This is a genomic window from Streptomyces sp. NPDC058796 (assembly GCF_042745235.1).
Taxonomy (GTDB): domain Bacteria; phylum Actinomycetota; class Actinomycetes; order Streptomycetales; family Streptomycetaceae; genus Streptomyces.
The window spans coordinates 932420-945490 of record NZ_JBHYOP010000001.1 but is presented as its reverse complement, the minus strand read 5'-3'; the positions used below and the strand labels follow the sequence as shown (position 1 = coordinate 945490).

Here is a 13071-nt window from a genome sequence, read left to right as displayed (position 1 = left end):
CATATGCCGCGCGGGTGGGCAAGATACTCCTCGCCCCGCCTTCCTGTCCCGGTTTCCCGCAACCCGCCGGAGCCGGGTCCTCACGCCGGGTAGATGTATGCGTCATGAGCAGCAGCACGCGCAACGTCACCCTCAACGCAGTGCCCCACGCCTCGGACGTCACCGCTGACGGCGCCGCCTGGCTGGCCTCGGCGGGTGCGTACCCGCGCAGCACGCTCGCGCTCTGGGAGGAGCGGCCCGCGGCCCCGGTCGTCCTGCCCTGCGGCTCCGCCTTCGACGTGGTGAGCGTTCCCGCGGTCTTCGGCCGCCGGATGCTGGACCGCCTGTGGGAGGAGGGGCCGGGCTCGGGCCCCGTGGCGGAGTTCCGGGGGCGGACGCTCCTGTTCGCCGCGCCCGGCACGGCCCAGCGGCTGCCGTCGCTGCTGGAGTGGGAGGAGTGGAGCGCGCGGGGCCGGGAGGGCGGCCGTACGGGCACGGTGCCGCCGCTGCTGTGCCACGGCGCCGGGGACGCGGTGACGGTACCGGCCCCGGCCGGCGGGCCCGCCCGCACCGGCTCCCGCTGGCTGGTGGCACCGGACACGCGTATGCCCTGGCTGCCGGGTCCGGAGGTGCTGCTGTGGGCGGCGGTACGGGCCGCTCGCGCCGCCGTACGTATTTCGATTTTTCCCTCCGCCGACCAGGATGCTAATGTCTACGACGTCAGCAGGCGCCGCTAGCTCAGTTGGTTAGAGCAGCTGACTCTTAATCAGCGGGTCCGGGGTTCGAGTCCCTGGCGGCGCACAGACGACGAGAAGGCCCTCCGCTCAGGCGGAGGGCCTTCTCGCACGCTCAGGGGCCTTTCCGGTCACCCCGGCGTGACCTGTACCGTCCAGGCCCCCGACACCGTCCGCCCCTGCACCTGGACCCGTACGCCCTCGCCCGGCACCGTGAAGCTCTCGCCGAGGGCGACCGGGGCGTCGGCGAGAGGCGGGTACACGGAGTCCTCCCAGCACGCCTCGGTGTCCGGGTGGGCGTCGACGACCTCGATCGGCCCGTCCCCGGACCGGGTCCCGCTGTGCACCCGGTACACCAGCACCCCCGCCCGGCAGGCGGCGGCGTCGTTGCCGACCGGGCCCCGGGCCTCGAAGGCGAGCACGGTGTCCGTCCCCGTCCGCACCACCGCCAGCTTCGTACCGCGGCCGAGGCCGAAGGCGGGCGCTCCCGCGGCGCCGGTCACCACCACCCCCGGCCCCGCCCCCAGCGGCTCCAGCGTCAGCCGGACCGGCTCACCGCCCCGCACGCACGCCACCTGCCGGGGCTCCAGCCAGCCCAGCTTCCACTTGTGCCAGCCGAAGAGGTCCGGGGCCAGTCCGAACTGGCTGCCCATGAGGTCCCAGTCGCCGACGTGGGTGTCCCAGTCGCCCTCGTCGTCGGCGGGCCGGTGGTACAGGTCGGGCAGGTCGAAGACGTGCCCCGTCTCGTGGGCCAGGACCAGCCGGTCCGGCGGATGGTTCTCGAAGACGGTGACGACCCGCCGGATGTCGGTGCCGTCGGCCCGCAGGGGGGTGTCGAAGTTGACGACCTTCGTGGCGTCGGAGTCCACGCCGGGCGCGTCCGGGTCGGCGACGAAGTACACGATGTCGTAGCGGGAGAAGTCGACGTGACGGTCGGCGGCGTCGATGGCGTCGCGCAGGTAGGCGGCCCGGTGCCGGGGGCTCCAGTCGCGCCGTATGTCGTACGCCGTCGAAGGGCGCGGCATGCGGATCCAGCCGGGCAGCGGGTGCGGGCGCAGCGTGAACCTGCCGTAGGAGGCGCGCTGGAAGAAGCGGCTGGTGGCCGGGAAGTGGTCGGCGGCGAGCTCGGCCGGCGCGGTCAGCGGCTGGGAGTCGGGAAAGGACAGGAAGACCATCACCGCGTCCAGAGCCCGTACGGGCTTCGGGTAGGCGGCGTTCCAGGTGCTCAGGCCCTCGGAGTGGTGCACCTCGGTGCGCTGGAGGGCGCAGGGCTCCGGGGAGAAGGGCTCGGCGGCCGACGGCGCGGTGATCAGGGAGGTCGCGGCGAGCGCGGACATCGTGGTGCACACCGCCGCCGTACTGCGCAGCCTGGAGCGGGGCGCTCCCGCCGCGCCGCGGCCCGCACCGAGCCCCTTGAGGGCCTCCCTCGGAAGTCGCCTCAGGGGGAGCTGGCGCGGCACATGGACCTCCGGGTGCGGTTGACGGGACACCGCACCCAGCTTGTGGGCGATTGTCGTACTACGCCCTGTTCGCCTGGCCCGGACGGGTGAGCCGTCCGGAATTCCGATGGACGTCACCGGGCCGGCAACCGTGAGTCACTCACGCAACGTCACAACTGGTCGGGGGCGTGAAGAACTCGTCCAGGTGCGAGCAGAAACGATCTGGCACGGGGGTCGGCCGGTCGGGAACGCGGGGCGGCGGCTGGAAGGGGTCCGTGCCAGCCTCTATGATCGGCACACTTTCCTGCACGAACAGAGCACGAACAGAGATCGAGGCACTGCGGGAGCGAGCGGTGAACGGAACCTCCGAAGGGCCGGCGCCCGCGGCAGACTTCGACCGGCCGACCGTCACAGAGGGTGATGTCGGCCTGGCTCCTCGTGCGCCGTGCGCGGGGTCCCCGGCCTACCGGTCGGCCTTCACGGCCGCGCCCCTCGCCATGGCCGTCGTCGACGCCGACGGCCTGGTGGCCGGTGCCAATGACACGCTGGGCACCCTCCTCGGCACCGGCCCCGACGCGCTGACCGGCCGTGCGGCGGCCGACCTCGTCGACCTCGCCTCCGACGCCGGCACCTGGCAGGCGTACCGCGAGGTGCTGTCCGGCCGCCGGACCCGACTGCGCTGCACCCGGCGCCTGAAGGGGGCCGACGGGCGCTCCCTGTGGGTGCAGGTGACGGTCGAGCCGCTGGCCGGGACCGAGGGGGAGGGCGCGCCGGGGTTGCTGCTGTCGGTCGCCGACATCAGCGCCCGGCGCGAGCTCCAGGCCCGGCTGCGCCACCTCCAGATGCACGACCCGGTGACCCGGCTGCCCAACCGCGCCCTGTTCTTCGAGCGGCTGACGGCGGCCCTGGAGGCGGAGTCGTACGAGCACGGCGGCACCGGCCGGATCGGCGTCTGCTACTTGGACCTGGACGGCTTCAAGGCCGTCAACGACACCCTCGGCCACCGCGTCGGCGACCGGCTGCTGGCCGCCGTCGCCGAACGTCTCACGCGCTGCGCCGAGGAGGCCGCGCACGCCCGGTCCGGCGCGCCGCTGGTCGCCCGCCTCGGCGGCGACGAGTTCGCCCTCCTGGTGGAGGACTCCACCGGCACCGACCAGCTCGCCGACCTGGCCGAATCCGTGCTGGCGGCCCTCCAGGCGCCCTTCGAGGTGGCCGACCGCCGCCTCTCGGTCACCGCCTCCGTCGGCGTCGTGGAACGCCACACCGCCGGGACCACGCCCACCGCCCTGATGCAGGCCGCCGACACGACCCTGTACTGGGCCAAGGCCGACGGCAGGGCCCGCTGGACCCTGTTCGACCCCGAACGCAACGCCAGCCGCATGACCCGCCAGGCGCTGGCCGCCACCCTCCGCCCCGCCATCGACCGGGGCGAGTTCGCGCTGGAGTACCAGCCGCTGGTGGGCATGGAGGACGGCCGGGTGCGCGGCGTCGAGGCGCTCATCCGCTGGAATCATCCTCAGTTCGGCGTACTGGCGCCGAATCGGTTCATCGCACTGGCGGAGGAGGACGGTTCGATCGTTCCCCTCGGCCGCTGGATCCTGCGCACCGCCTGCCGGCAGGCCCGCCGCTGGCAGCTGGCCCACCCGGACGACCCGCCGATCTTCGTCAGCGTCAACGTGGCGGTCCGCCAGGTCTGGGACTCCGACCTGGTGGCGGACGTGGCGGCGACCCTGGAGGAGACGGGCCTGGCCCCGCACCTGCTCCAGCTGGAGCTGACCGAGTCGGCGGTCATGGGCTCGGCGGGCCGCCCCCTCCAGGCGCTCAAGGCACTCAGCGACATGGGCGTCCACATCGCCATCGACGACTTCGGCACCGGCTACTCGAACCTGGCCTACCTCAGCCGGCTGCCGGTCTCGGTGCTGAAGCTGGACGGGGCGTTCGTACGGGGCTTCCAGTACGACGCGGGCCGCGACGGCGGGGTCCCGGACGCCGGAGCGGCCGCCTCCGAGGCCGACGCGGCGACCGCGAGCCCCGCCGACGAGGTCATCGTCGAGGCGATGGTCCAGCTCGCCCACCGACTCGGCCTCACCGTCACCGCCGAGTGCGTGGAGACCTCCGACCAGGCGACCCGGCTGCGCCGCATCGGCTGCGACACCGGTCAGGGCTGGCTGTACTCCCGGCCGGTGGCGCCGGACCGCATCTCCGCCCTGCTGGGCTCCGCCGGGCCCGGCGCGGCCGGGGTTCAGGCGGGCGTCGGCAAGCCGTAGGCGTCGGCGATCAGCTCGTAGGAGCGCAGGCGCACGTCGCCGCCGTGGGCGTTGGCGGTGAGCATCAGCTCGTCGGCACCGGTGCGCTTCTGGAGGTCGTCGAGGCCGGACCGCACCTCGTCGGCGGTGCCGTGGATGACGTTGGAGTTCCAGGACTGGACGAACTCCTGCTCCATCGGGCTGAAGTCGTACGCCTCCGCCTCCTCGGGCGTCGGCACGAGTCCCGGGCGCCCGGTGCGCAGCCGGACCATGTTCAGCGCGGCGGCCAGCACCTGGCGGCGGGCCTCCTTCTCGTCGTCGGTGGCGAGCGCGGAGACGCCGATCAGGGCGTAGGGCGCGTCCAGGACGGCGGAGGGCCGGAACGACTCCCGGTACAGGTCCAGCGCGGGGACCGTGTTCTGCGCGGAGAAGTGGTGCGCGAAGGCGAAGGGCAGACCGAGGGTGCCGGCCAGCCGGGCGCTGAACCCGGAGGAACCGAGCAGCCACACCGGCGGCCGGTGGGCCGACTGCACGCCGCCGGGAGAGGTGGCCTGCACGGGGCCGGGGACGGCGTGGATACGGCGGTAGGGGTGCCCGTCGGGGAAGTCGTCGTCCAGGAACCGGATCAGCTCGGCGAGCTGCTGCGGGAAGTCGTCGGCGCCCTCGTTCAGGCGGTCGGTGCGGCGCAGGGCGGCGGCGGTGGCGCCGTCGGTCCCGGGGGCGCGGCCGAGGCCGAGGTCGACGCGGCCGGGGGCCATGGCTTCGAGCGTGCCGAACTGCTCCGCGATGACGAGCGGGGCGTGGTTCGGCAGCATGACGCCGCCCGAGCCGAGCCGGATGCGGTCGGTGTGGGCGGCCAGGTGGGCCAGGATCACAGCCGGGGAGGAGGAGGCGACGCCGGGCATCGAGTGGTGCTCGGCGACCCAGTACCGGTGGAAGCCGCGGTTCTCTGCGAGGCGCGCGATGTCCACGCTGGTCCGCAGGGCGTCGGTCGCGGTGCGGCCGGCGCCGACGGTCACCAGGTCCAGTACGGAGAGGGGGACGGGGGCGGTGCCGTGGGCGGTGCCCCGGATCTCCTCTGCGGTGCCTGTGCCTGTGCCTGCGGCGGCGTCTGGAGCCATGGTGGGGTGCCTCCCGGGTGTCACGTTCGGTGTCGTTCGCTGCGCGACGTAACAGGAGGCGGTCTCCGGTTATTCCCCGGCGGGGGCCTCGAGGGCGGTGACGAAGACGGTGAAGGGGGTGGGGAAGGCGTGAATGCCGGGTGCCGGGGGCGCGGTGGGGCCCGCGTCCCCGGCCCGTGCGCCTAGTCGACCGGTGCCACCCGGATCATGTTGCCGTCCGGGTCCGCGACGACGAAGGTGCGGCCGAAGACCTCGTCGTGCGGCGCTTCGACGACGGTGGCGCCCTTGGCGGTCCACGCGGTGTGGAGGTCGTCGATGGCGGAGGCGGGGCCCGGGAGCATCAGGCCGGTCTCCGAGGTGCGCGGCGTCCGGGGGCGGAGCTGGTCGGTCTGGCCGCTCCAGAGGGCGAACACCACTCCGGGTGCGACCTCGAACGGGATGTAGCGCGGGGTGACCATGATCGGTTCCATGTCGAACAGGTCCGAGTAGAAGGCGGTCGAGCGCTCGGCGTCGGTGACGTAGACGAGGAAGAGGTTGGGCGCGGGCATGGGTGGCTGACTCCTTTCGGGCCGGACTGTTCCGGCCGTCGGTGTCAGCCTCGCGTGGGAACATGACAGGGTCTGTCCTGTTCAGATGAGGAAGGGCTTCGCGTGGGGCGACCGCAGCGTTTGATCGAGCTGCTGGCGGCGTTGCAGGCGCACCCCCGGACCACCGCCGAGGCGCTGGCCCGGGAGCTGGGGGTCTCGAAGCGGACGGTGTTGCGGGACGTGCGGGCGCTGGTCGACGCGGGCATTCCCGTCTTCACCGAGCGGGGGAAGTACGGCGGCATCAGCCTGCTGCCGGGTGATCAGGCCGACCTGTCGAAGCTGACGACCGGTGAGGCGGACCTGCTGCGGGCCGTCGGGCTCGATCCCGAGCGCGCCCGTCGTGTCGGCGGGGAGGCGGCCGCCCGGTCGGCGCTGCGCAAGCTGACGCCACGCCGGTCGCCACCACCGCCCGCCCGGGACGACCTGCCGCTGGCCCTGGCTGACGTGATCGCCGTCGACAACCGGCCCTGGTTCGGGGAGGCCGCACCGCTGCCCGACGTCGCGGCGCTGGTGCGGGACGTGCGTACGGGGAGGCGGCTGCGGATCGGCTACCGGCGCAGTGGGGCGGCGGCCGCCGAGGACTTCGTGGTCGACCCCTACGGGCTGGTGGAGCGGGCCGGGCGGTGGTACCTCGTGGGTGATCGTGACGGGTGTCCGCGTATGTTCGCCCTCACTCGCCTGGGGGGCTGGAAGGTGATGGACGCCGACCGGCGGCTCCGGCCCGGCGCCGACCTCGTGGGCACGGCGCGGGAGTTGGGCGAGGTGTTGGAGGGCAGGCAGGACGTTCTCGTCACGGCACGTGTCGACGCCGGGAGCATCGACCTGGCCCGCCGCATCCTGGGAGCCCGGCTCCGGACGGTGGGTGACCGGCAGGACGAGGACGGGCGGGTCGAGATCACCGTGGCTTACGGCCACCTGGACGGGGTGCGGCAACTGCTTCAGTTCAGCGACCACATCGAGGTCGTGGAACCGGAAGCGGCCCGACGACTCGTGCACCGGCTCGCGACCCGCATCGCCCACACCCACCACCCGCCGCCGTGAACACTGCGGCCGAATCTGTTCACCCACCGCTCATATGAGCCCCCCGAGGGCAGAACCCCCCACTCCGTCCTCGCCGTGCCGGAGGGCCCCCGCCCTCCCGGCTCCGCGGCGCCCCTACGGCGCGACGTCCTCCAGCGTCCGGCCGCTCGTCTCCTCCGCGCCGACCGCCGCCGACAGGGACCCCGCGAGGGCGACGGCCGCCAGGGTCACGAACACCGTGCCGATGGCGCCTCCCGCGTAGATGGCGCCCACGACGATCGGGCCGAGGATGACGCCCAGGCGGTTCATCGCGCCGCCCACGCTGGAGCCCAGCGCCCTGATCCGGGTGGGGAAGAGCTCCGGCGTGTAGAGGTAGAGGCAGATGTTGGAGCCGAAGAGGAAGACCGCGGCCAGAGACGTCCAGGCCAGGACGCCCGTCGCCGAGTCGCCGCCCGCCAGGCCGAGGAGGAGCAGGCAGAGCGCGGCCGCCGCCATGCACCAGATCACCGTGTTGCGGCGGCCGACCCGGTCGACGGTGAGGGCGACGATCAGGCAGCCGGCCAGTCCCGCGCAGCTCGTCACCGTCGAGTAGAGGAGCGCCGTGGACAGGTCGAGGTCGAAGTGGTCCTCGTAGATGGTCGGCAGCCAGGACGTGATGCCGTAGTTGGCGAAGTAGCCGGTGAACCACAGCAGGCCGATGACGAGGGTGCGTTTGCCGTACCTGCCGGTCAGGAGTTCGCGCAGGCCGCTCTTGTGCGGTGCGGGCGGGGCGGGGCGCGCCGGGGCGGGCTCGGGCAGCGGGGTGCCGGTGATCCGCTCGACCTTCTCCTCGATCGACGCCATCGTCTCCAGGGCCTCGTCGTGCCTGCCGTGGTCGGCGAGCCAGCGCGGTGACTCCGGCACCCAGCGGGCGAGGGCGAAGCAGAGCAGGCCGGGGATCGCCGCCAGGCCGAACACCCAGCGCCAGCCGAGCACCGGCACCAGCCACGCGGCGAGCAGGGCGCCCGCGGTCAGACCGGCCGGGAAGACCAGTTCGTACAGGAGGACGAAGCGGCCGCGCTGGTGGGCGCGGGTGATCTCGGCGATGAAGGTGGCCGCGATCGGCACCTCGCCCCCGATGGCCATGCCCTGGACGAAGCGGATCGCCATGAAGGGCTCGGGGGAGGTGCACAGGGTCAGGGCCAGGTTGCAGACGCCGGACAGCGCGATGCAGCCGGCGATGACCTTCACCCGGCCGATCCGGTCCGCGAGCCTGCCCGAGGCCAGCGCGCCGATCAGCATGCCGATCGAGCCGACCGTCATCAGGGCGGTGACCTGCGTCGTGCCGAGGTGCCACTCGTCGCGCAGTTCGGGGAGGGCGTACGCGATCAGGAGCTGGTCGAACGCCTCGAAGAAGGTGACGGCGCCGACGACGAGCCGGACCATCACCTGCCAGCGGCACAGCGGCAGGCGTTCGAAGCGGGCGCCGATGGCGGCCGCGAGCGCGGCCGAGTCGCCCTGTGGGCCCGGGGTGGCGCGGGCTGCGTCGATCGTCATGGGTGTGGTCTCCGGTTCGGGACGCACGGCACGGCGGAGCAACCGCGTGCCGGGCGGCGATGAGGGCTGGAGAGGTGCGGCGAGGACGAGACGGGGCGGGCCGTGCGGGCGGTGCCGACGGCCCACTTATGTAGGCGCTGAATGTCTCAGGTCTTAAGTTCTATCGGTAGTCGGTCGAGGTTAGGCAAGCCTTAGTCCTGACGTCGTAAAAAATTCGTCGCGCCCGGTCCCTTGCGGGCCAATTACTTAAGCCCTTAGATTTCTAGCGCCTAGACACAGCGGTTCGGGCAACCCCCGCGCCGTGTCCGCGAGTTCCCGCACCGTCCCTTCCCGGAGGCCCCCATGCCGCGCGTTCCAGCCGACGAGATCCTCATCGCGGGGCACTGGCGGCGCGGCGGCGGGCTGCCGATCCGCACGGTGGATCCCGCCGACGGCAGTGTCATCACCACCGTCCACGCCGCTTCCCCGGACGACGTGGAGGAGGCCGCGCACGCCGCCGCCGCGGCGGCCGCCGCACCCGAGTGGCGGGACCTGCCGCCGCACCGGCGGGCCCGTGTCCTGCACAGGATCGGCGACCTGGTCGAGGAGCACGCCGACGCGCTGTCCGCCCTCCAGACCGCCGACACCGGCAAGACCCTCGGCGAGACCCGCGCCCTCGCGCTCAGCGCCGCCGCCACCTTCCGGTACACGGCCGCCGCCCTGGAGACCGCCGAGGACGCGCTCACCCCCTCGCGCGGCCCCTACGTCACGATGAGCACGTACGAACCGATCGGCGTCGTCGGGGCGATCAACCCCTGGAACTCGCCGATCGCCTCCGACGCCCAGAAGGTCGCCCCCGCCCTGGCCGGCGGCAACGCGGTCCTGCTCAAGCCCGCCGAGTGGACCCCGCTGGTCTCCCTCGCCTTCGGACGCCTCGTCCACCAGGTCCTCACCGAGGAACGGCTGCCCACCGCATTGCTCGCCGTCCTGCCGGGCAAGGGCCGGATCGTGGGCGACGCGATCGTCCGGCATCCGCTCGTCGGCCGGATCGGCTTCACCGGCGGCACCGCCACCGGACGCGCCATCGCCCGCGCCGCCGCCGGCAAGCTGGTCCCCGCCTCGCTCGAACTCGGCGGCAAGTCACCGACGATCGTGCGCGAGGACGCCGACACGGAACAGGCCCTCGCGGGCGTGATGTACGGGATCTTCTCCTCCAGCGGCCAGTCCTGCGTCGCCGGCTCGCGGCTCTTCGTCCACGCCTCGCGCTACGACGCCTTCGTCGGCGAACTCGTCGAACGGGTCCGGAAGCTGCGCGTCGGACCGGGCACGTCCCCCGACACCCAGGTCGCCCCGCTCGTCCACCACGCCCACCGCGACACCGTCGCCGCGGCCGTCGACCTCGCCCGCGCGGAGGGCGGCCGGGTGCTGTGCGGCGGCTGTGCGCCGGAGGGGGAGCGGTACGCGAAGGGCGCCTACTACCTGCCGACCGTCATCGACTCCCTGCCCAACTCGGCCCGCGTCTGCCAGGAGGAGATCTTCGGCCCGGTCCTCGTCGCCCTCCCGTACGACGACGAGGACGAACTCGTGGCCCAGGCCAACGACTCCGTCTACGGCCTCGCCTGCGGCATCTGGACCCGCGACGCGCGGGCCGCCTGGCGGCTCGGGCGGCGGATCGAGGCCGGGACGGTGTGGATCAACACCTACAAGCAGTTCTCCATCTCCACCCCCTTCGGCGGGATGAAGGACTCCGGGCTCGGCACCGAGAAGGGCCGCGACCTGATCCGCGCCTACCAGCGGCAGAAGTCCCTGTACTGGGGCACCGACGCCACGCCCCTGCCCTGGGCCAACTGACCCACCTTCCCGGGAGATTCCGCCATGACCCACCCCCCGATCGGCCGGCTGCGCGCCCTGCGCTCGGTCGAGCTGCTCACCCCGAACTTCGCCGACGCCGTCGACTTCTACGAGGAGGTCTGGGGCCTCCAGGTCGTCGAGGCCGAGCACAGCGCGAGCTGGCTGCGCGGCACCGGCGAGGAGCACCACGCCCTGCACCTGACCCGCTCCGACCGGATCGGCCTCGGCCGCCTCGTCTTCGCCCTCGCCACCCCCGCCGAGATCGACGAGGCCGCCCGGCGCCTCCGGGCCCGCGGCATCGCGCTCGTCACCGAACCCGGCCCCCTCGACCAGGTCGGCGGCGGCTACGGCCTGCGCTTCCACGACCTCGACGGAAGGCTGGTCGAACTGTCCGCCGACACCTGGGCGGTCACCGAACGCAGCCGGGACGCGGCCCTGCCGGTCGGCGTCACCCACGCCGTCCTCAACACCCCCGACATCGACGCCTCCGTCGCCTTCTACCGGGACGTCCTCGGCATGCGCGTCTCCGACTGGTCCGAGCACCAGATGGCGTTCCTGCGCTGCGGCAGCGACCACCACTGCGTCGCCTTCAACCAGGCGCCGTGGGTCTCCCTCAACCACGTGGCCTACGAGATGACCTCGATCGACCATTTCATGCGCGGCCTCGGCCGGCTCCGGCACCACGGGATCAGCCCCGAGTGGGGACCCGGCCGGCACGGCCCCGGCAACAACACCTTCTCCTACTTCACCGATCCGACCGGCCTGGTGTGCGAGTACACGACCGAGGTCGCCCAGGTCGTCGAGGACACCTGGATCTGCAAGGTGTGGCGGCGCACGCCCGAGCTGTCCGACCTGTGGGGGACGGCCGGCCCGCCGTCGCAGCGGATCCGCGCCCACATGACGGGCACGCCCGACGGCAGCCCCGTCACCCCGCCCGTGGACGCCGTCACCGGCCCGGAAGGAGCAGCGGCATGAACAACGGCACCCGCAAGGTCGCCCTCATCGGCTGGGGCGCCATCGGCCGGACCGTCGGCGGCGCGCTCGCCGCGGCCGAGGTACCCGGCGCGGAGCTGACGGGCATCGTCGACAACCGCCCGCTCGGTGACGCCGTCCCCGCCCCGCAGCTCACCGTGGAACAGGCCCTCGCCACCTGCGACCTGATCGTCGAGGCCGCGGGCCAGGGCGTCGTACGGGAGTGGGGCGAGACGATCCTCGCCTCCGGCACCGACCTGCTCGTGGCGTCCACCGGAGCACTGACCGACGAGGACCTGTCCAAGCGGCTCCTCGCGGCCGGACCCGGCCGGGTGTACTTCACCGGCGGCGCGGTCGGCGGACTCGACCTGCTCCAGGCCGTACGCGCCATGGGACCGCTCGGCGAGGTCACGCTCACCACCACCAAGCTGCCGTCCACCCTCGAACAGCCCTGGATGGACGAGGAGACCCTCGCCCGGCTGCGGTCCACGACCACACCCGTCGAGATCATGTCCGGCACCGCACGCGACGTACCGGTCAGGTTCCCCAAGTCCACGAACGTCGCCGCCTCGGTGGCGCTCGCGGTCGGCGACCTCGACGCCGTACGGGTCCGCGTCGTCGCCGACCCGGCGGCCGCGCACACCTCCCACGTGATCGAGGCGAGCGGCCCGCAGGGCTCGTACCGCTTCGAGGCACGGCACGTCCCCGATGCCGCGAACCCGGCCACCAGCAGGGTCGTCCCGTACGCCGTGCTGCGTTCGCTCGCGGCCCTGACCGGACGCCGGGGGCAGATCCTGTGACCGCCTACGACCCCGCCGGGCTGCACCTGGAGGAGAACGGCGACGACGGGCCGCTGGTGCTCTGCCTGCACGGCATCGGCTCCTCGTCCGCCGCCTTCGCCCCACAGACCGAGGCGCTCGCGGTCCGCCACCGGGTGGTCGCCTGGGACGCCCCCGGCTACGCCGAGTCGGCCGACCCGGACCGCGACCTCACCCTCGACGACTACGCCGACACCGCCGCCGAGGTCATCCGCGCCCGCGGCACCGACGCCCACGTCGTCGGCGTCTCCTGGGGCGGCGTGATCGCGCTCCGGCTCGCCACCCGCCACCCGGACCTCGTCGCCTCCCTCACCGTCGCCGACTCCACCCCCGGTTCCGGCACCAGCCCCGAGAAGGCCGCCGCGATGCGCGCCCGCGTCCCGGAGCTGGAGAGTCTCGGCCCGCGCGCCTTCGCGGAGAAACGCGGCCCCCGGCTGCTGTCCGAGGCCGCGCCGCCCGAGCTGGTGCGGCGGGTCGTCGACACCATGGCCGACTCGGTCCGGCCCCCCGGCTACCGGTCGGCGGCCGAGTCGATGGCCCGCACCGACCTGCGCGGCGAACTCGGCCGGGTGACCGCGCCCGCCCTCGTCCTGTGCGGTGACAAGGACCGGATCACCGGCCCCGACGCCTCACAGGCCCTGGCCGGCGGACTCCACAAGACCGCCTACGTGATCGTCAAGGACGCCGGTCACCTGGCCAACCAGGAGCAGCCCGAGCACTTCAACGCCTGGCTGCTCTCCCACCTGCACATCGTCACCGACACCCGCACCACCACGAAGGGCTGACCAC

At 73.3% G+C, this 13071-nt stretch carries 11 protein-coding genes and 1 tRNA gene; 8 read left to right on the top strand and 4 right to left on the bottom strand.

Features of this window, described 5'->3' with window-relative positions:
• The first annotated feature begins 104 nt into the window (after positions 1-104).
• Entirely contained in the window at positions 105-716 is a 612-nt protein-coding gene (locus tag ACFW47_RS04185) for a bifunctional DNA primase/polymerase (protein ID WP_386286013.1), read from the top strand.
• Positions 707-780, top strand: a tRNA-Lys gene (locus ACFW47_RS04180). The genes ACFW47_RS04185 and ACFW47_RS04180 overlap by 10 nt, the downstream gene beginning before the upstream one ends.
• 64 nt (positions 781-844) lie before the next feature.
• On the opposite strand, the gene ACFW47_RS04175 is transcribed toward ACFW47_RS04180, so the two are convergent.
• Complete coding sequence (locus ACFW47_RS04175) at positions 845-2203, bottom strand: M6 family metalloprotease domain-containing protein (protein WP_386286012.1); 1359 nt, start codon at positions 2201-2203, stop codon at positions 845-847.
• A 302-nt stretch (positions 2204-2505) separates the two neighbouring features.
• Between ACFW47_RS04175 and ACFW47_RS04170 the strand changes: the two genes are divergently transcribed.
• On the top strand, positions 2506-4419 hold the full coding sequence (locus tag ACFW47_RS04170) for a putative bifunctional diguanylate cyclase/phosphodiesterase (protein WP_386286011.1): 1914 nt from the start codon (positions 2506-2508) through the stop codon (positions 4417-4419).
• Here ACFW47_RS04170 and ACFW47_RS04165 read toward each other — a convergent pair.
• Entirely contained in the window at positions 4395-5519 is a 1125-nt protein-coding gene (locus ACFW47_RS04165; RefSeq protein WP_386304687.1) for an LLM class flavin-dependent oxidoreductase, read from the bottom strand. The two genes, ACFW47_RS04170 and ACFW47_RS04165, sit on opposite strands and share 25 nt — an antisense overlap.
• 182 nt (positions 5520-5701) lie before the next feature.
• A complete protein-coding gene (locus tag ACFW47_RS04160; RefSeq protein WP_386304686.1) occupies positions 5702-6067 on the bottom strand; it encodes a VOC family protein in 366 nt (121 codons plus the stop codon).
• Between the two features lie 102 nt (positions 6068-6169).
• Here ACFW47_RS04160 and ACFW47_RS04155 point away from each other — a divergent pair, with 102 nt between their 5' ends.
• A complete protein-coding gene (locus ACFW47_RS04155) occupies positions 6170-7147 on the top strand; it encodes a helix-turn-helix transcriptional regulator (RefSeq protein WP_386286005.1) in 978 nt (325 codons plus the stop codon).
• A 114-nt stretch (positions 7148-7261) separates the two neighbouring features.
• Here ACFW47_RS04155 and ACFW47_RS04150 read toward each other — a convergent pair whose 3' ends face one another.
• Positions 7262-8662 (bottom strand): MFS transporter, encoded by a 1401-nt coding sequence (locus tag ACFW47_RS04150; protein WP_386286003.1) that lies wholly within the window; start codon positions 8660-8662, stop codon positions 7262-7264.
• A 342-nt stretch (positions 8663-9004) separates the two neighbouring features.
• On the opposite strand from ACFW47_RS04150, the gene ACFW47_RS04145 reads away from it, so the two are divergent.
• From ACFW47_RS04145 to ACFW47_RS04130, 4 genes are read left to right on the top strand one after another with little or no spacing between them, the layout of a single operon-like run.
• Positions 9005-10492, top strand: coding sequence for an aldehyde dehydrogenase family protein (locus ACFW47_RS04145; protein ID WP_386286001.1), 1488 nt, complete (start codon positions 9005-9007; stop codon positions 10490-10492).
• 24 nt (positions 10493-10516) lie between these two features.
• Positions 10517-11467, top strand: a complete 951-nt coding sequence (locus ACFW47_RS04140) for a VOC family protein (protein ID WP_386285999.1) — start codon at positions 10517-10519, stop codon at positions 11465-11467.
• Positions 11464-12264, top strand: a complete 801-nt coding sequence (locus ACFW47_RS04135) for an aspartate dehydrogenase domain-containing protein (protein WP_386304684.1) — start codon at positions 11464-11466, stop codon at positions 12262-12264. The genes ACFW47_RS04140 and ACFW47_RS04135 overlap by 4 nt, the downstream gene beginning before the upstream one ends.
• Positions 12261-13067, top strand: a complete 807-nt coding sequence (locus tag ACFW47_RS04130; protein ID WP_386304682.1) for an alpha/beta fold hydrolase — start codon at positions 12261-12263, stop codon at positions 13065-13067. Before ACFW47_RS04135 ends, ACFW47_RS04130 begins: the two co-directional genes overlap by 4 nt.
• The last annotated feature ends 4 nt before the right edge of the window (positions 13068-13071 follow it).

Bases quoted from the DNA above. Each gene is read 5' to 3' on its own strand.
- ACFW47_RS04185 (WP_386286013.1), top strand. From the start codon at position 105: ATGAGCAGCAGCACGCGCAACGTCACCCTCAACGCAGTGCCCCACGCC.
- ACFW47_RS04165 (WP_386304687.1), bottom strand. From the start codon at position 5,519: ATGGCTCCAGACGCCGCCGCAGGCACAGGCACAGGCACCGCAGAGGAG.
- ACFW47_RS04160 (WP_386304686.1), bottom strand. From the start codon at position 6,067: ATGCCCGCGCCCAACCTCTTCCTCGTCTACGTCACCGACGCCGAGCGC.
- ACFW47_RS04150 (WP_386286003.1), bottom strand. From the start codon at position 8,662: ATGACGATCGACGCAGCCCGCGCCACCCCGGGCCCACAGGGCGACTCG.
- ACFW47_RS04145 (WP_386286001.1), top strand. From the start codon at position 9,005: ATGCCGCGCGTTCCAGCCGACGAGATCCTCATCGCGGGGCACTGGCGG.
- ACFW47_RS04140 (WP_386285999.1), top strand. From the start codon at position 10,517: ATGACCCACCCCCCGATCGGCCGGCTGCGCGCCCTGCGCTCGGTCGAG.
- ACFW47_RS04135 (WP_386304684.1), top strand. From the start codon at position 11,464: ATGAACAACGGCACCCGCAAGGTCGCCCTCATCGGCTGGGGCGCCATC.